This is a genomic window from Devosia equisanguinis, from assembly GCF_900631955.1.
Taxonomy (GTDB): Bacteria; Pseudomonadota; Alphaproteobacteria; order Rhizobiales; family Devosiaceae; genus Devosia; species Devosia equisanguinis.
The window spans coordinates 20,938-37,968 of the sequence record NZ_UZWD01000043.1 but is presented as its reverse complement, the minus strand read 5'-3'; the positions used below and the strand labels follow the sequence as shown (position 1 = coordinate 37,968).

15 protein-coding genes are annotated in these 17,031 nt (G+C 60.8%); all 15 read left to right on the top strand.

What is annotated here, in order from left to right; genetic code table 11:
- The 15 genes from DEVEQU_RS17360 to DEVEQU_RS17290 all read left to right on the top strand — a co-directional run bounded on the left by DEVEQU_RS17360 (nt 1) and on the right by DEVEQU_RS17290 (nt 17,015).
- A complete protein-coding gene (locus DEVEQU_RS17360; RefSeq protein WP_126151864.1) occupies nt 1-618 on the top strand; it encodes an NADH-quinone oxidoreductase subunit C in 618 nt (205 codons plus the stop codon).
- Nucleotides 618-1,808, top strand: coding sequence for an NADH-quinone oxidoreductase subunit D (locus tag DEVEQU_RS17355; RefSeq protein WP_126151863.1), 1,191 nt, complete (start codon nt 618-620; stop codon nt 1,806-1,808). Before DEVEQU_RS17360 ends, DEVEQU_RS17355 begins: the two co-directional genes overlap by 1 nt.
- Nucleotides 1,808-3,115, top strand: coding sequence for an NADH-quinone oxidoreductase subunit NuoE (gene nuoE, locus DEVEQU_RS17350; RefSeq protein ID WP_126151862.1), 1,308 nt, complete (start codon nt 1,808-1,810; stop codon nt 3,113-3,115). The genes DEVEQU_RS17355 and nuoE overlap by 1 nt, the downstream gene beginning before the upstream one ends.
- On the top strand, nt 3,116-3,319 hold the full coding sequence (locus tag DEVEQU_RS17345; RefSeq protein WP_126151861.1) for a hypothetical protein: 204 nt from the start codon (nt 3,116-3,118) through the stop codon (nt 3,317-3,319).
- Nucleotides 3,320-3,321: 2 nt separating this feature from the next.
- Nucleotides 3,322-4,629 carry an NADH-quinone oxidoreductase subunit NuoF gene (nuoF, locus tag DEVEQU_RS17340; RefSeq protein ID WP_126151860.1) on the top strand — a complete coding sequence of 436 codons (1,308 nt, stop codon included), beginning with the start codon at nt 3,322-3,324 and terminating at the stop codon, nt 4,627-4,629.
- Nucleotides 4,630-4,633: 4 nt separating this feature from the next.
- Nucleotides 4,634-6,736 (top strand): NADH-quinone oxidoreductase subunit NuoG, encoded by a 2,103-nt coding sequence (gene nuoG, locus DEVEQU_RS17335; RefSeq protein WP_126151859.1) that lies wholly within the window; start codon nt 4,634-4,636, stop codon nt 6,734-6,736.
- A 9-nt stretch (nt 6,737-6,745) separates the two neighbouring features.
- Nucleotides 6,746-7,843, top strand: a complete 1,098-nt coding sequence (nuoH, locus tag DEVEQU_RS17330) for an NADH-quinone oxidoreductase subunit NuoH (RefSeq protein ID WP_126151858.1) — start codon at nt 6,746-6,748, stop codon at nt 7,841-7,843.
- Nucleotides 7,843-8,331, top strand: a complete 489-nt coding sequence (nuoI, locus tag DEVEQU_RS17325) for an NADH-quinone oxidoreductase subunit NuoI (protein ID WP_126151857.1) — start codon at nt 7,843-7,845, stop codon at nt 8,329-8,331. The genes nuoH and nuoI overlap by 1 nt, the downstream gene beginning before the upstream one ends.
- A gap of 11 nt (nt 8,332-8,342) precedes the next feature.
- Nucleotides 8,343-8,951: an NADH-quinone oxidoreductase subunit J gene (locus DEVEQU_RS17320; RefSeq protein ID WP_126151856.1), complete on the top strand. Its 609-nt coding sequence runs from the start codon at nt 8,343-8,345 to the stop codon at nt 8,949-8,951.
- A gap of 15 nt (nt 8,952-8,966) precedes the next feature.
- Entirely contained in the window at nt 8,967-9,275 is a 309-nt protein-coding gene (nuoK, locus tag DEVEQU_RS17315; protein WP_126151896.1) for an NADH-quinone oxidoreductase subunit NuoK, read from the top strand.
- An 11-nt stretch (nt 9,276-9,286) separates the two neighbouring features.
- Nucleotides 9,287-11,413, top strand: coding sequence for an NADH-quinone oxidoreductase subunit L (gene nuoL / locus DEVEQU_RS17310; RefSeq protein ID WP_126151855.1), 2,127 nt, complete (start codon nt 9,287-9,289; stop codon nt 11,411-11,413).
- Complete coding sequence (locus DEVEQU_RS17305) at nt 11,413-12,981, top strand: NADH-quinone oxidoreductase subunit M (RefSeq protein WP_126151854.1); 1,569 nt, start codon at nt 11,413-11,415, stop codon at nt 12,979-12,981. The genes nuoL and DEVEQU_RS17305 overlap by 1 nt, the downstream gene beginning before the upstream one ends.
- Before the next feature lie 9 nt (nt 12,982-12,990).
- Entirely contained in the window at nt 12,991-14,436 is a 1,446-nt protein-coding gene (nuoN, locus tag DEVEQU_RS17300) for an NADH-quinone oxidoreductase subunit NuoN (protein ID WP_126151853.1), read from the top strand.
- Nucleotides 14,437-15,267, top strand: coding sequence for a biotin--[acetyl-CoA-carboxylase] ligase (locus DEVEQU_RS17295; protein ID WP_126151852.1), 831 nt, complete (start codon nt 14,437-14,439; stop codon nt 15,265-15,267).
- Between the two features lie 74 nt (nt 15,268-15,341).
- Entirely contained in the window at nt 15,342-17,015 is a 1,674-nt protein-coding gene (locus DEVEQU_RS17290; RefSeq protein ID WP_126151851.1) for a ribonuclease J, read from the top strand.
- The last annotated feature ends 16 nt before the right edge of the window (nt 17,016-17,031 follow it).

Genomic DNA, 17,031 nt, shown 5'->3' with positions numbered 1-17,031 from the left:
ATGGACGAAGCACTAGTAGTTGATCCGTTGGTGACCCTGGGCGAGCATGTTGCATCCGCCCTTGGCGATGCAGTCGTCGGGTTCGAGGTGGCGTATGGCGACCTCACCGTGACCGTGCAGCGCGATTCGATCGTTTCTGTGGCGACATTCCTCCGCGACGATCCGAAGTGCCGGTTCATCGCGTTTGTCGACGTCTGTGGTGCGGACTATCCCGCGCGCGAACAGCGGTTCGATGTGGTCTATCATTTCCTCAGCCCGCACCTGAACCATCGCATTCGTATAAAGCTCGAGGCCGATGACACGACGCCAGTCCCATCGATCTGCGACGTCTATCCCGGTGCGAACTGGTTCGAGCGCGAGACCTACGATCTCTACGGCGTGCTGTTTTCCGGTCACCCGGATCTGCGCCGCATCCTGACCGACTATGGTTTTGACGGTCACCCGTTGCGCAAGGACTTCCCGATGACGGGCTTTGTCGAGGTTCGCTACGACGAAGAGCGCAAGCGCGTTGTCTATGAGCCGGTCAAGCTGACCCAGGAATTCCGCTCGTTCGATTATCTGTCGCCATGGGAAGGCACCGACTATGTGCTGCCGGGCGACGAGAAGGCGAAGAACTGATGTCTGAAGTCGACGTTCGCAATTTCACCATCAATTTCGGCCCCGTGCACCCCTCCGCGCACGGCGTGCTGCGCATGATCCTCGAGCTCGATGGCGAGCTGGTGGAGCGCGTCGATCCGCATGTTGGGTTGCTCCATCGCGGCACCGAAAAGCTGATCGAGGCGAAGACCTATCTGCAGGCCGTGCCGTATTTCGATCGCCTCGATTATGTGGCGCCGATGAACCAGGAGCATGCCTTTGCCCTGGCCGTAGAGCGCATGCTCGGCATCGAGGTGCCGCGCCGTGGTCAGCTGATCCGCGTGCTTTATTCCGAGATCGGTCGTCTGCTGGCGCATTTGATGAACGTGACCACCCAGGCCATGGACATCGGCGCGCTGACTCCGCCGCTCTGGGGCTTCGAGCAGCGCGAAAAGCTGATGGTGTTCTATGAGCGCGCTTCGGGCGCGCGCATGCATGCCGCCTATTTCCGGCCCGGCGGAGTCCATCAGGACCTGCCGCAGGCACTGGTCGACGACATTGGCGTTTTCTGTGAGGAATTCCCCAAGGCGCTCGCCGATATTGATCGGCTTTTGACCGAGAACCGCATCTTCAAGCAGCGCAATGTCGATATCGGTGTCGTGTCGCTGGAAGAGGCGTGGGGCAGGGGCTTTTCGGGTGTGATGGTTCGCGCTTCGGGCGCGGCCTGGGACCTGCGCAAAAGCCAGCCCTATGACGCATACGCCGAAATGGAATTCGACGTGCCAGTCGGCTCGCATGGCGACTGCTACGATCGTTACCTGATCCGCATGGAAGAAATGCGCCAGGCCAATGCCATCATTAAGCAGTGCGTGGCCAAGCTGAATGCGCCTGACGGCAAGGGACCCGTTGCTTCGAGCGATGGCAAGGTCGTGCCGCCCAAGCGCGGTGAGATGAAGCAGTCGATGGAAGCGCTTATCCATCACTTCAAGCTCTACACCGAAGGCTACAAGGTGCCCGCTGGCGAAATCTACGCCGCCGTGGAAGCGCCGAAGGGCGAGTTCGGTGTGTATGTGGTTTCCGATGGCACCAACAAGCCCTATCGCTGCCACATCCGCGCTCCGGGCTTTGCGCACCTCAGTGCCATGGATCATCTGTGCCGCGGCCACATGCTGGCTGACGTCACGGCAATCCTTGGGTCGATTGATATTGTGTTCGGAGAGGTGGATCGCTGATGTCTACGCGACGCCTTGCAGACGAGTCGGTGCAGCCGGCAAGTTTCGCCTTCAATGCTGAAAACCTGGCCTGGGCGAAGAAGCGTATTGCGCTTTATCCGGCCGGGCGGCAGCAATCAGCCGTCATTCCTCTGCTCATGCGGGCACAGGATCAGGATGGTTGGGTGACCCGCGCGACCATCGAAAAGGTCGCCCAGATGCTGGATATGCCCTATATTCGGGTTCTGGAGGTGGCGACGTTCTACACCCAGTTCCAGTTGCAGCCCGTCGGCACCCGCGCGCATGTGCAGGTCTGCGGCACTACGCCGTGCATGCTGCGCGGCGCCGGTGAGCTCATCGACGTCTGCATGAACAAGATCCACCCTGAGCCGCACCATCGCAATGAAGATGGCACGATGAGCTGGGAAGAGGTCGAGTGCCTTGGCGCCTGCGTCAATGCGCCGATGATCATGATCTATCATGACACCTATGAAGACCTGACGCCCCAGCGCATGGAAGAAATCATTGACGCCTTTGCGGCGGGCAAGGGCGACACGATCAAGCCGGGTACGCAGATCGACCGCCAGAACGCCGCTGCTGAGGGTGGCATGACCACGCTCACCGAAAAGCCGACGGCGAAGCGGGAGAAATTCGTGCCTCCGGCTCCTGCTGAGCAGCCTGCTGCTGCGCCCGCCGCATCGCCGGCGCCTACCACGGCTGCCAAGCCCAAGGATGTTGCCGAAGAGAACGCTCCGGCCCTCAAGGGGACACCGCAGGAAGCCAAGGTGTCCGAAGCCAAGGCCGAGGGCGAGCGCAAGGCTGCTGCGGTCGAGGCGAAGGCCGATGGCGCCCCGAACCAGGCTATGCGTGAAGGTGCGAGCGGCGCTGAATCAGATGCGGCCAAGGTCGACGGGGGCAAGGCGCCCGGCAAGGCCAAGGTTGCTGAGCCCGCCGAAGGCGGTGCGTCGGCATCGGTGAAGAAGTCCAAGCCCGTGGTTGAGGCGGCTGCCGCCAACCCCAAGGAAGTGACGCCGACTGCCGAGAAGGGCGATGTCTTGCAGCCACTGTTCGAGCGCCCTGCGGGCGAACCGGACGACCTCAAGCTGATCTCCGGCGTTGGTCCAGTGCTTGAAGGCAAGCTGCACGCTCTGGGCATCACCCGTTTCGAGCAGATCGCCAAGTTCAAGAAGGCTGATATTACGCGCGTCGACGAGGTGCTGAACTTCAAGGGCCGCATTGATCGCGATGAATGGGTCAAGCAGGCCAAGGCGCTAGCCAAGGGCGGGGTCGAAGAATACCGCAAGGTGTTTGGGAAGGACCCCCGCTAAATGGCCGAGAGCAAGATCGACTTCGGATCGCTGACCCTCAAAGACTACGCCATTGGCGTGGCCTTTGCCCTGGTGGCTACAGCAGTCCTGTCCGGTCTTGAAGCGGCTTTCAATATTGCGCTGCCGAGCTTTCTGGCTTCGGCGGCTGGGGCGGCGATTGGTGTTGCCGCCTGGTTCTTTTATCTGTTGAAGCGGAAAAGCTGATCATGCTCGCTGACAAGGATCGCATTTTCACCAACCTCTATGGCCACCACGACTGGCGGCTGGAAGGTGCACGTGAGCGCGGCTCGTGGGTCGGAACCAAGGAGTTCCTCGACCAAGGGCGCGACTGGATCACCAATGAGGTGAAGGCTTCGGGTCTGCGTGGCCGCGGCGGTGCGGGCTTCCCCACCGGCCTCAAGTGGTCGTTCATGCCCAAGCAGAGCGATGGTCGTCCGCATTACCTACTGGTCAATGCCGACGAATCCGAGCCCGGCACCTGCAAGGACCGCGAGATCCTGCGTCACGATCCGCATCACCTGATCGAGGGCTGCCTGATCGCTTGCCGCGCCATGGACGCGCATCTGGCTTTCATCTATGTGCGTGGCGAGTTCGTGCGCGAGCGTCAGCGCCTCGAAGAAGCCGTGCAGGAAGCCTATGACGCCAAGCTGATCGGCAAGGACAATATCCACGGCTGGGACCTGGATATCATCGTTCATCACGGCGCCGGCGCCTATATCTGTGGTGAAGAAACCGCGCTGATGGAATCGCTCGAAGGCAAGAAGGGCCAGCCGCGCCTCAAGCCGCCATTCCCGGCCGGCATGGGCGTCTATGGCAACCCGACCACCGTCAACAATGTCGAATCCATTGCCGTCGTGCCGGAAATTCTCCGTCGCGGGGCAGGGTGGTTTGCGGGCATCGGCCGTCCGAACAATGTCGGCACCAAGCTGTTCATGGTCTCGGGCCATGTGAACAAGCCCGCGACCTTCGAGGAAGCCCTGGGCGAGAGCTTCAAGGACATTATCGAAAAGCATTGCGGCGGCATTCGCGGCGGCTGGGACAATTTCCTCGCAGTCATTCCAGGTGGTGCTTCCTGTCCGGTGGTGAAGGCCGAGGACATGATGGATGCCGTCATGGACTTTGACGGGCTGCGCGAGAAGAAGAGCTCGTTTGGCACCGGCGGCATGATCATTATGGACAAGTCGACCGACATCATCAAAGCCATCTGGCGCATTTCGGCATTCTTCAAGCATGAGAGCTGCGGCCAGTGTACGCCGTGCCGCGAAGGCACCGGCTGGATGATGCGCGTCATGGAGCGCATGGTCGAAGGCCGCGCCCAGAAGCGCGAAATCGACATGCTGTTCGAGGTGACCAAGCAGATCGAAGGCCACACTATCTGTGCGCTCGGCGACGCTGCCGCCTGGCCGATCCAGGGTCTCATCCGCAATTTCCGCCCGACCATCGAGGCGCGGATCGAGCAGTATACATATTCATCCACCAGCGACGGCGCCGTGCCGTCGATCGCTGCGGAGTAGGGCTATGGCTTCCATCAAGGTCGACGGCCAGCTCGTCGAAGTTCCAGATTACTACACGCTGATGCAGGCGGCCGAAGCGGCCGGCGCTGAGATCCCGCGCTTCTGCTATCACGAGCGCCTTTCGGTCGCGGGCAATTGCCGCATGTGCCTGGTCGAAGTGAAGGGCGGTCCGCCCAAGCCGCAGGCTAGCTGCGCCATGTCGGTCAAGGACCTGCGTCCCGGCCCGAATGGCGAGCCGCCCGAGATGTTTACCAACACGCCTATGGTCAAGAAGGCCCGCGAAGGCGTGATGGAATTTCTGCTGATCAACCATCCGCTCGATTGCCCGATCTGCGATCAGGGCGGCGAATGCGATCTGCAGGACCAGGCTATGGCCTATGGCGTGTCCGGTTCGCGGTTCCACGAGAACAAGCGCGCCGTCGAAGACAAGTATATGGGCGCGCTCATCAAGACTTCGATGAACCGCTGCATTCACTGTACCCGTTGCGTGCGCTTTACCACCGAAGTGGCCGGCATTTCTGAGCTGGGTTTGCTTGGCCGTGGCGAAGATGCAGAGATCACCCCGTATCTCGAGCGCGCGCTGACCAGCGAATTGCAGGGCAATGTCATCGATCTCTGCCCGGTTGGGGCGCTGACCTCCAAGCCCTACGCGTTTCACGCGCGACCCTGGGAACTGAACAAGACCGAATCTATCGACGTGATGGATGCCGTCGGTTCCGCCATCCGGGTCGATAGCCGTGGGCGCGAAGTGATGCGCATCCTGCCGCGTATCAATGAAGCGATTAACGAAGAGTGGATTTCGGACAAGACGCGTTTCGTCTGGGATGGGCTCAAGAGCCAGCGTCTCGATCGTCCCTATGTCCGTAAGGGCGGCAAGCTGCAGCCGGCGAGCTGGGACGAAGCCCTGTCCGCTGTTGCTGCGCGCATCAAGAAGGCCGGCAACAAGGTCGGCGCCATTGCCGGTGACCTCAGCGCGGTCGAGGAAATGTACGCGCTCAAGGCGCTGCTGACCTCGATCGGCTCGGGGATGACCGATGTGCGCCCAGCCATGTCCGGTATCGATCCGTCCATGCCGCGCTCTGCCTATCTGTTCAACCCGACCATTGCCGGGATCGAAGAGGCCGACGCGATCCTGATCATCGGGTCCAATCCGCGTCGTGAAGCCGCCGTGCTCAATGCACGTATTCGCAAGACCTGGCGCGCCAAGAACGTCCCGATCGCCGTAATCGGGGAACAGGCCGACCTCACCTATTCGTACCAGTATCTGGGCGAGGGCTTCGAGAGCCTGGCCGAATTGGCTGCGGGCAAGGGTAGCTTCGCCGAGGTGCTGTCCAAGGCTCAGCGCCCGCTTGTCATCGTAGGCGAAGGCGCAGTGTCCAACGCCCAGCTGGGCAAACAGGTCGGCCGCGATGTTATCGCGCTCGCCGTCAAGCTTGCGACCGGCGCCACCGTCGCCGAAGGCTGGAATGGCTTTGCAATGCTGCATAATGCGGCGAGCCGGGTCGGTGGCATGGATATTGGGTTCGTGCCGCATGCCGGTGGCGTTTGCTCGGCCGACCAGATTGCTCTGGCGGGCAAGGGAGAGCTCGATGTTCTCTTCCTGCTCGGTGCCGACGAGTATGACACCTCCGCGATGGGCAAGGCTTTCGTGGTTTATATCGGCAGCCATGGTGATCGCGGTGCGCATCGCGCCGATGTCATCCTGCCGGGTGCGGCTTACACAGAGAAGTCCGGCACCTATGTGAACACGGAAGGTCGTGTGCAGGTCGCCAGCCGCGCTGTGTTCCCGCCCGGCGATGCCAAGGAAGACTGGGCCATCATCCGGGCGCTTTCGGGCGCACTGGGTAAGCCGCTGGCGTTCAACTCGCTGACCCAGCTGCGTGCCGCCATCTATGCCGAATTCCCCCATCTTGCCCGCGTCGATCAGGTCGCGCCGGGATCTGTCGGTGACGTGGCCAAGCTGGCCAAGGCAGCGATCAAGACCAAGTCGGCGGCATTCGCATCGCCGGTGACCGATTTCTATCTCAGCAATCCGATTGCCCGCGCCTCGGCCACTATGGCCGAATGCGCGCAGCTGGCCACTGGCCTGCAGCAGGCGGCGGAGTAGGGGAGCACAATGGACTTTCTTCTCGCTGCTCTCGATTATCTCCTGGGCATCCCCTTCCTCGGTTGGGGCGTGCATATCGGGTTCGTCTATAAGGCTCTGGCGCTGCTGGTCGGCCTGCTGATCTTCACCGCCTTCATCCTGCTGGGAGACCGCAAGGTCTGGGCTGCTGTGCAGATGCGTCGCGGCCCGAACGTGGTTGGCCCCTTCGGGCTGCTGCAGTCTTTTGCCGACCTTTTGAAGTTCGTCTTCAAGGAGCCGGTGCTGCCGGCCGGGTCGGACAAGGTTCTGTTCCTTTTGGCGCCTTTGATCACTGCGACCCTGGCGCTTGCCGGCTGGGCGGTCATTCCGGTCGATAACGGCTGGGCCATGGCCAACATCAATGTCGGCATTCTCTACCTGCTCGGCATTTCCTCGCTCGGCGTCTATGGCGTTATCATCGGCGGCTGGGCTTCGAACTCGAAGTATCCGTTCCTTGGTTCGGTGCGTTCTGCGGCGCAGATGGTGTCCTACGAAGTCTCCATTGGCCTCGTGATCATTACCGTCCTGCTCTGTGTCGGTTCGCTCAACCTCAATGACATCGTCCTCGCCCAGCGCGAAATGGGTCTGGCCCATGCGCTTGGCGTGCCGTGGCTCAGCTTCCTCAACTGGTTCTGGCTGCCGCTGTTCCCGATGTTCGTGATCTTCTACATCTCGGCATTGGCCGAGACCAACCGCCCGCCATTTGATATGGCCGAAGGCGAATCCGAACTGGTGGCCGGCTTCATGACCGAATATTCGGCCACGCCGTACCTCCTTTTCATGCTCGGCGAATACATCTCGATCCTTCTGATGTGCGCCATGACCACGATCCTGTTCCTGGGAGGCTGGTCGTCGCCGATCGACCTACCGCCGTTCACTTGGATCCCGGGCGTGATCTGGTTCTTCGTCAAGGTCACGCTGGTGTTCTTCATGTTCGCCATGGCCAAGGCCATCGTGCCCCGTTACCGCTATGACCAGCTCATGCGGATTGGTTGGAAGGTGTTCCTGCCGATTTCCCTGATCATGGTTGTCATCGTTGCCTTCGTCCTGCAGCTCACCGGCTGGGGCTGGCATGGAGGAGTTGCCTGATGCGCGCCACTCAGCTCGTCAACACGCTGCTGCTCAAGGAATTCGTTTCGGCCTTTTTCCTGGCCATGCGCTACTTCTTTGCGCCCAAACCTACCATCAACTATCCGTTCGAGAAGGGGCCGGTCAGCCCGCGTTTCCGCGGTGAGCATGCCTTGCGTCGTTATCCGAATGGGGAAGAACGCTGCATCGCCTGCAAGCTGTGCGAAGCCATCTGTCCGGCACAGGCCATTACCATCGAAGCTGGCCCGCGCCAGAACGACGGCACGCGCCGCACGGTGCGTTACGACATCGACATGGTGAAGTGCATTTATTGCGGCTTCTGCCAGGAAGCCTGCCCGGTCGACGCCATCGTCGAAGGCCCGAACTTCGAATTTGCAACCGAAACGCGCGAAGAGCTCTACTTCTCCAAGGAAAAGCTCCTGAGCAATGGCGATCGTTGGGAGCGTGAAATCGCCTCCAATCTGGCCGCTGACGCGCCGTACCGCTGAGAGGGAAGAGCATGACCCTTCCACTGTTCTTCTTCTATGTTTTCTCGGCGATTGCCGTGGCTTCGGCCTTCATGGTCATTTCGTCGCGCAATCCGGTGCACTCGGTGCTGTTTCTCATCCTGACCTTCGTCAACGCCGCGGGCCTGTTCATGCTCACCGGCGCCGAGTTCCTGGCGCTGCTGCTGATCGTGGTCTATGTGGGCGCGGTCGCTGTGCTGTTCCTGTTCGTCGTGATGATGCTGGACATCGATTTCGCCGAATTGAAATCGGGCCTTCTGCAATATGCGCCGATCGGCATCCTTGTCGGGGCCATCCTTTTGCTTGAGCTGTTGCTGGTGGCTGGCAGCGCGATGATATCGCCCGATATTGCCGGTGGTTCGGCGCTCCCCATCGACAACACGATGGAAAACACGCGCCAGCTCGGCAATGTGCTCTACACCCGCTACGTCTTCCTGTTCCAGGGCGCCGGGGCGGTACTTCTGGTCGCCATGATCGGCGCCATCGTTCTCACCTTGCGTCACAAGACCAATGCCAAGCGCCAGAACCCTGTCGATCAGGTGGCGCGCAAGGCCGGCGAGACGCTCAAGGTCGTCAAGGTCAAAAGCGGTCAGGGGCTATAGGGGGTTATCATGGGTCTGGAAATCGGGCTCGGTCATTACCTGACCGTAGCGGCCATTCTGTTCACGCTCGGCGTGTTCGGCATCTTCATCAATCGCAAGAACATCATCGTCATCCTGATGTCGGTCGAGTTGATCCTTCTGGCCGTCAATCTGAACTTCGTGGCGTTCAGCGCGCATCTGCAGGACCTTCAGGGTCAGGTGTTCGCGCTGCTGATCCTCACCGTGGCTGCCGCCGAGGCCGCCATCGGTCTCGCCATTCTGGTTATTTTCTACCGCAACCGTGGGACCATCGCGGTTGAGGACGTCAACATGATGAAGGGCTGAGAGCACCCGCTATGATTATTCAAGCGATTGTCTTCTTGCCCCTGATCGGGGCGCTCATTGCCGGCCTGTTGGGCCGACAGATCGGGCACCGTCCGTCTGAATTCATCACCACGGGGCTGCTGCTGATTTCGGCGGTCCTGAGCTGGGTCGTGTTCATCCCCGTCGCCTTTGGTGATGGCCTGGTCGGCGCCGTAGGCGACGGTCATGCGGCTGTCCTCAAGGTCGAGGTGATGCGCTGGATCCAGGTGGGCGACATGGACCTGCGCTGGACGCTGCGTGTCGATACGCTGACTGCCATCATGCTGGTCGTGGTCAATACCGTGTCTGCCCTCGTACACCTCTATTCCATCGGCTACATGAACGAAGATCCGCACCGTTCGCGCTTCTTCGCCTATCTCTCGCTTTTCACCTTCGCCATGCTGATGCTGGTGACCGCCGACAACTTCCTGCAGATGTTCTTCGGCTGGGAAGGGGTGGGGCTGGCCTCCTATCTGCTGATCGGCTTCTGGTATACCCGTCCCTCCGCCACTGCAGCGGCGATGAAGGCCTTCATCGTCAACCGAGTGGGCGACTTCGGTTTTGCCCTGGGCATCTTCGGTGCCTTCATGGTGTTGGGTCACATCGACTTCGACGGCGCTTTCCATGCCGTGGACGAGTTCGCGACCACCGGCCTGCCGATCATCCGCTTCCTGTCTTGGGACGTGGACGCCATGACGGTCATCTGCCTGCTGTTGTTCATGGGCGCCATGGGCAAGTCAGCGCAGTTCCTGCTGCACACCTGGCTGCCGGACGCCATGGAAGGCCCGACCCCGGTGTCGGCGCTCATCCACGCGGCCACCATGGTGACCGCCGGTGTCTTCATGGTTGCGCGTCTGTCGCCGCTGTTCGAAACTTCGCAGACCGCGCTTATGGTCGTTATCGTCATCGGCGCCATCACGGCGTTCTTTGCGGCGACGGTTGGCCTGGTGCAGAACGATATCAAGCGCGTGATCGCCTACTCCACCTGTTCGCAGCTCGGCTACATGTTCGTGGCACTGGGGGCAGGGGCCTATTCGGCCGGTGTTTTCCACCTGTTCACCCACGCCTTCTTCAAGGCTCTGCTGTTCCTGGGCGCCGGCTCGGTCATCCATGCAATGCACCATGAGCAGGACATGCGGAACATGGGCGGCCTGCGCAAGAAGATCCCCATCACCTATGCAATGATGATGATCGGTACGCTGGCTCTGACCGGCGTCGGCATTCCGGGTACAAATTTCGGTTTTGCGGGGTTCTTCTCCAAGGATTCCATTATCGAAAGCGCCTATGCTTTCGGTGGCAATATTGGCAGCTTCGCCTTCTGGATGCTCGTCATCGCGGCCCTGTTCACCAGCTTCTATTCCTGGCGTCTGGTCCACCTGACATTCCACGGTTCGCCGCGCGATGCGCAGCATAGCCATACAGCCCATCCGGACCCGGCCCATGCCGCTGCCGAAACCCATGACGAGCCGATCGACGACAGCAATCTCGACGATCATGCTCATGCTGCAGTGTCGCATGACGATGCTCACCACCACGGTTCGGCCTATGACCATGCCCATGAATCGCCCAACGTCATGCTGGTGCCGCTTTATGTGCTGGCTGTCGGCGCAGTGTTGGCCGGCGTGGTGTTCTACGGCATGTTCTTCCACGAGGTGGAGCACATCGAGCACTTCTTCGCTGGCTCGATCTATGTCGATCACCAGATCATCGAGGACGCGCATCACGTGCCGACCTGGGTGAAGTGGAGCGCCACCATTGCCATGATCATTGGCTTTGTGTCGGCCTGGTTCATGTATATCAAGCGTCCTGACCTGCCGGGCAAGCTGGCAGCCGCCAATCCTGGGCTCTACAAGTTCCTGCTCAACAAGTGGTACTTCGACGAGCTCTACAACACGATCTTCGTGCGTCCCGCACTCTGGATCGGCAATGCCGTCTGGAAGGGCTTCGATGACTGGCTGGTCGACGGCAAGGTCGCCGAAGGCCTGGGCCGTCGCGTCCAGAACGTCACCAGCTGGGTGGTCAAGTTGCAGTCCGGCTATCTCTATCACTATGCCTTCGCCATGCTGATCGGCATTGCGGCGCTGCTGACCTGGGCCATTACGGTCGGGGGGCTCCTCTAATGACCTTCGCCAATTCAATTCTGACTATCATCACCTGGCTTCCGGTCGTCGGTGCGGCGATCCTCCTGGTCATGCCAAAGACCGCCATCGGCGCAATCCGTTGGATTTCGCTGCTGGTGACCCTCGTGGTGTTCGGTCTGTCCCTGGCCTTGTGGCAGGCATTCGATCCATCGGATGCCGGCTTCCAGTTCGTCGTCAACATGCCCTGGATCGGCGAAAGCATCGGCTATCGTGTCGGCGTCGACGGTATTTCGGTGCTATTCGTGGTGCTGACGGCGCTGCTGATGCCGGCCGTAGTCATAGCAAGCTGGGAAGTCGAGACCCGCTTCAAGGAATACATGATTGTGTTCCTGGTGCTCGAGACGCTGATGATCGGCGTGTTCACCACGCTCGATCTGGCCATGTTCTACGTGTTCTTTGAAGGCACGCTGCTGCCGATGTTCCTGATCATCGGGATCTGGGGTGGTTCGGCGCGCATTCAGGCGGCCTACAAGTTCTTCTTCTACACCTTTGTCGGCTCGGTCCTGATGCTGCTCGCCATGATGGCGATGTATTGGGACGCCGGCACCACCGACATTGCGCGCCTGCTCACTCATGACTTCCCGGTGGGCATGCAGACCTGGCTGTGGCTGGCCTTCTTCGCCTCACTTGCCGTCAAGATGCCGATGTGGCCGTTCCATCGCTGGCTGCCGGAAGCGCACGTGCAGGCGCCGACCGCCGGCTCGGTGATCCTGGCCGCAATTCTGCTCAAGCTTGGCGGTTACGGTTTCCTGCGCTTCAGCCTGCCCATGTTCCCCGATGCGTCGGCGCAGTTCGCCAACTTCATCTTCGTGTTGTCGATCGCCGCCATCATCCTCACCTCGCTGGTGGCGCTGGTGCAGACCGACATGAAGAAGCTGATCGCCTATTCCTCCGTTGCCCATATGGGTTTCGTGACCATGGGTATCTTTGCGGGCAATGCCCTGGGTATCCAAGGCGCGATGTTCCAGATGATTTCGCACGGCATCGTGTCGGGTGCGCTCTTCCTTTGCGTTGGCGTCATCTATGACCGCATGCATACCCGTGAGATCGACGCCTATGGCGGTCTGGTCGAGCGCATGCCGCAATACGCATTCGCCTTCATGGTGTTCACCATGGCCAATGTCGGCCTGCCAGGCACGTCCGGCTTCGTCGGTGAGTTCCTCACCATGATCGGTGTATTCCAGGTCAATACCTGGGTGGGTGTCGGCGCCGCGTTCGGTGTGATTTTCTCGGCCTGCTACGCGCTGTGGCTCTATCGCCGCGTCATTTTCGGTGCGCTGACCAAGGAAAGCCTCAAGGGCATTCTCGATCTCAACCTGCGTGAGAAGATCGTCCTTTATCCCCTGATCGTGCTGACCGTGGTGTTCGGTTTCTATCCGGCCCCGATCCTCGATACGACGGCGGCCGCCGTGAACAACCTGGTCGAGCACTATGCGGCTTCGGTTGGTCTTGACCCGGCCGTCTCGCTGGCTGATGCCCGCGCTCCACTTGATTATGCCGCGCCTACGGGCGAGAGCCAGCCGGCCCCCGCGCCTGCTTCGCACTAGGAGACTGACGTGAACTCTGACGTTACTGATTTCGCGAGCCTGGCTCCCGCTTATCCGGAACTGATCGTTGCGGTCGGTGCCCTGGTGCTGCTTGTGGTGGGCATCGTGCTCAACAAGGAGCGCTCGCTGCTCGTCTCTATCGGTGCCATCGTCCTTCTGGCCGTGGCCGGCCTCGTGCTGTTGTTCAATCCGGTCGATGGGGTGTTGTTCAACGGGCTCTTCATCGTTGACAGCTTCGGCCGGTTCATGAAGGTGCTGGTGATCGTGGGTGCGGTGCTCGCACTGGTTCTTTCGCATCACAACGATGAAGAGAACGGCCTGCATAAATACGAGTATTCCGTCCTCGCAGTGCTGGCCACGCTGGGCATGATGATCATGGTTTCCGCCAATGATCTGATGAGCCTCTATATCGGTCTCGAGCTGCAATCCCTGTCGCTTTACGTGATGGCTGCGATCAAGCGCGACGACAGCCGCGCCACCGAGGCGGGCCTCAAATATTTCGTGCTGGGCGCCTTGTCATCGGGCATGCTGCTTTACGGGGCCTCGATGGTTTATGGCTTTACCGGCCACACCAATCTCTCCGAGATCGTGGTTGCCATTGCCAGCGAAGGTCGCTCGATCGGCCTCATTTTCGGCATGGTGTTCCTCCTGGCCGGTGTCGCGTTCAAGATTTCGGCCGTGCCGTTCCACATGTGGACGCCGGACGTCTATGAAGGCGCGCCGACGCCGGTCACGGCCTTCTTCGCCATGGCGCCGAAGGTGGCGGCGATGACGCTGATGATCCGTCTCGTCATGGTCAGCTTTGCGCCACTGACGCAGGATTGGCAGCAGATCGTGGTGTTCCTGTCGATCGCCTCCATGGTGCTCGCCGCATTCGCCGCCATCGGGCAGCAGTCAATCAAGCGCCTGATCGCCTACTCGTCCATCGGTCATGTGGGCTTTGCTCTGGTCGGCCTTTCCTCTGGGACCCAGGTTGGCGTCGAAGGCGTGGCGATCTATATGGCGATTTATGTTGGCATGACTGTCGCCCTGTTCGCCTGCATCCTGTCGCTGCGCACTGAGACCGGCTATGTCGAAACTATTGCCGACCTGGCAGGCGCATCGCGGACTCGTCCAGTCGTCGCCGGGATCATGGCCATCGTGATGTTCTCGCTGATCGGATTGCCTCCGCTCGCTGGGTTCTTCGCCAAGTGGCAAGTGTTCCTTGCGGCCATTGAAGCGCATCTCTATGTGCTGGCTGTCATCGGCATGCTCGCCTCCGCCATCAGCGCCTTCTATTACCTGCGCGTCGTCAAGGTGATGTATTTCGACGAGCCGGTAAAAGAGTTCGTGGCGGTGCCGGCCGAGCTGAACGTCGTGATGGTGGTGTTTGGCTTCCTTATAGTGACCTATTTCTTCACTGTGGGTAATCCGCTCTCCAGCTTTGCGCATAGTGCTGCGGGAAGCCTGTTCTAGGTGTCCGACTTCGCGCTCGGCCCCAAAGCAAAGGCCGCCGGTTATCGGCTGGTCGGCTTTGAGGAAATCGGATCGACCAATAATGAAGCGCTCGCGGCTGCTGCCGCGGGCGACCCGGGCGGCGTGTGGTTTGCCTCGCTTCACCAGACTGCGGGTCGCGGTCGGCGCGGACGTCAGTGGCACAGTGTGCCCGGCAACCTTGCCGCCAGCCTTTTGATCGTTCCGGACGCGTCGGCAGAACTGATTGCAACCCTCGGCTTTGTCGCCGGTGTCGCGCTCAATCGGGGCCTTTCTGCTGTGCTGCCAAGCGGTACGTTCCGGATTGGCATAGACGGTGCGGATGGCGCTGACGGGCGTTCCCGCATTGCGCTCAAATGGCCCAATGACGTTTTGGCCGATGGCCAGAAGTTGTCGGGTATCCTGCTCGAAGCGTCCAAGACGCCAGATGGGCGCAGCGCCATCGTCGTCGGCTGCGGCGTCAATGTCGTGTCGGCGCCTGAAGGCACGCCATATCCTGCAACCTCTTTGCGGGCTCTCGGGGTGGAAAAGAGCGCCGCAGAAGTCTTCGAAGCGCTTTCCGACGCGTGGGTCGAAGTATTCGGCCTTTGGGATGACGGGCGGGGCGTTGCCGCCGTGCTCGAACTGTGGCGTGGTTCTGCGGCGGGGCTCGGTGCGCCGGTCGCGGTTCAGCAGGATGGTGTTATCCGACGCGGCATTTTTGAAACCATCGACTCCTCGGGACGGCTGATCATTCGCGACGATGACGGTTCGCGCTTTCCGATCACGGCGGGCGATGTGCATTTTGGGGCAACGGCCAGCGCCCGAAGCTGACCACAACATGATGCGTGGCGACCGGCGACCAGAGTTCGCTAGGCGTCGCGCCGACAGATAGGACATAACGACCCATGGCTCAGAACCAAAGGGATGAACTCGTCTTCGTGCCGCTTGGCGGCGTTGGCGAAATCGGCATGAACATGGCCGCCTACGGCTTTGGTCCGGAGCGGTCGCGCAAATGGATCGTGGTGGATTGCGGCGTCAGCTTTGGCGGGCCGGACCTGCCGGGCATTGAGCTGATCATGGCCAATCCGGAGTTCCTCGAAGAAAACGCCGACGACGTGCTGGCCCTTATCCTGACGCACAGCCACGAAGACCATTATGGTGCCGTGCTTGATTTGTGGCCGGTGTTTGACAAGCCGGTCTATGCGACGCCATTCACCGCTGCCATGCTGGCCGCAAAGCGGGCAGGGGACGGTATTGTCGAAAATGTCGACATTACCATCATGCAGCCAGGCAAGCCGTTCACGGTCGGTCCGTTCACAATCGAGGCGATCAACGTCGCCCACTCAATTCCAGAATCTAACAGCCTGCTTATTACCACGCCGGTTGGGCGGGCGCTGCATACCGGTGACTGGAAGCTCGATCCCACTCCGGTGCTCAATGCACCCACGGATGTTGCCCGCTTTCAGGCCATCGGTGCCGATACCAGCCTGCCACTGGCCCTGATTTGCGACTCGACCAATGCGCTCAAGGACGGCGAAAGCCCGAGCGAAGCCGATGTCGGCGCCAATCTGGCCGCGCTGATCGCCGAGGCCCCCAATCGCGTTGCCGTGACCACCTTTGCCTCCAATGTCGGCCGCGTCGTCTCGATCGTGCGGGCCGCGCATCAGGCCGGCCGGCAGGTGGTGATGTCCGGGCGCTCGCTGCACCGCATCATGGGTATTGCCAAGGAGCTGGGCATGCTTGAGGGCCTGCCGCAGGTCCATGACCAGGACGCCTACAAGTCTATCCCACGCAACAAGTGCGTGCTGGTCTGCACGGGCAGCCAGGGCGAGGCGCGGGCCGCCATTGCCCGCATTGCTCGCGGCGATCACCCGGTGATCGATCTCAATGCCGGCGATCGGATGATCTTCTCCTCATGGGCCATTCCTGGCAATGAGCGCGAAGTCATCGATATCCAGAACCTGCTGATCGACAAGGGCGTCGAGGTAATCACTCAGAACGACGCCTTGGTCCACGTCACCGGCCATCCGCGCCGTGACGAATTGCGCAAGCTCTATTCCTGGGTGAAGCCGCAGGTGCTGGTGCCGGTGCATGGCGAAGCGATGCATCTCGACGCCCATGCCAAGCTCGGCCGACAGGAAGGCATTCCCGACGTCTGCGAGGCGCGCAATGGCGACCTGGTGCGTCTTTTCCCTGAACCGATGGCCTATCCGGCCGAGGTGCGGACCGGTGAACTCTATCTGGATGGCCTCGTGCTGTGCACGCCCGAAGAAAGTGGTGTCAAGGGACGGCGCCGCCTGTCCTTCGGCGGCATGATCGTGGTGAGCCTCTGCGTCAATTCCAGCGGCCATGTTGTTGCTGGGCCCGATCTCGTCGTTGAAGGCTTGCCTGAGACCGAGGATGAGTCCGTGGTCGAACTGGTCGAGCAGACGGTTGCCGGGGTGATCAAGTCCATGCCGCCGAAGCGCCGCAGCGACACCGAGGTGCTGAACTCGGCGCTGTTCAAGGCCATTCGCGGTGAAGTCAATGCTTTCTGGGGCCGCAAGCCGAATGTGAGCGTCTTCGTCCATCGCGTTTAATTGCATCCGGCGCGAC

What these genes read in the sequence shown, in the direction of transcription:
- DEVEQU_RS17360 (WP_126151864.1), top strand. Translation starts at nt 1, where the DNA reads ATGGACGAAGCACTAGTAGTTGATCCGTTGGTGACCCTGGGCGAGCAT.
- DEVEQU_RS17355 (WP_126151863.1), top strand. Translation starts at nt 618, where the DNA reads ATGTCTGAAGTCGACGTTCGCAATTTCACCATCAATTTCGGCCCCGTG.
- nuoE (WP_126151862.1), top strand. Translation starts at nt 1,808, where the DNA reads ATGTCTACGCGACGCCTTGCAGACGAGTCGGTGCAGCCGGCAAGTTTC.
- DEVEQU_RS17345 (WP_126151861.1), top strand. Translation starts at nt 3,116, where the DNA reads ATGGCCGAGAGCAAGATCGACTTCGGATCGCTGACCCTCAAAGACTAC.
- nuoF (WP_126151860.1), top strand. Translation starts at nt 3,322, where the DNA reads ATGCTCGCTGACAAGGATCGCATTTTCACCAACCTCTATGGCCACCAC.
- nuoG (WP_126151859.1), top strand. Translation starts at nt 4,634, where the DNA reads ATGGCTTCCATCAAGGTCGACGGCCAGCTCGTCGAAGTTCCAGATTAC.
- nuoH (WP_126151858.1), top strand. Translation starts at nt 6,746, where the DNA reads ATGGACTTTCTTCTCGCTGCTCTCGATTATCTCCTGGGCATCCCCTTC.
- nuoI (WP_126151857.1), top strand. Translation starts at nt 7,843, where the DNA reads ATGCGCGCCACTCAGCTCGTCAACACGCTGCTGCTCAAGGAATTCGTT.
- DEVEQU_RS17320 (WP_126151856.1), top strand. Translation starts at nt 8,343, where the DNA reads ATGACCCTTCCACTGTTCTTCTTCTATGTTTTCTCGGCGATTGCCGTG.
- nuoL (WP_126151855.1), top strand. Translation starts at nt 9,287, where the DNA reads ATGATTATTCAAGCGATTGTCTTCTTGCCCCTGATCGGGGCGCTCATT.
- DEVEQU_RS17305 (WP_126151854.1), top strand. Translation starts at nt 11,413, where the DNA reads ATGACCTTCGCCAATTCAATTCTGACTATCATCACCTGGCTTCCGGTC.
- DEVEQU_RS17290 (WP_126151851.1), top strand. Translation starts at nt 15,342, where the DNA reads ATGGCTCAGAACCAAAGGGATGAACTCGTCTTCGTGCCGCTTGGCGGC.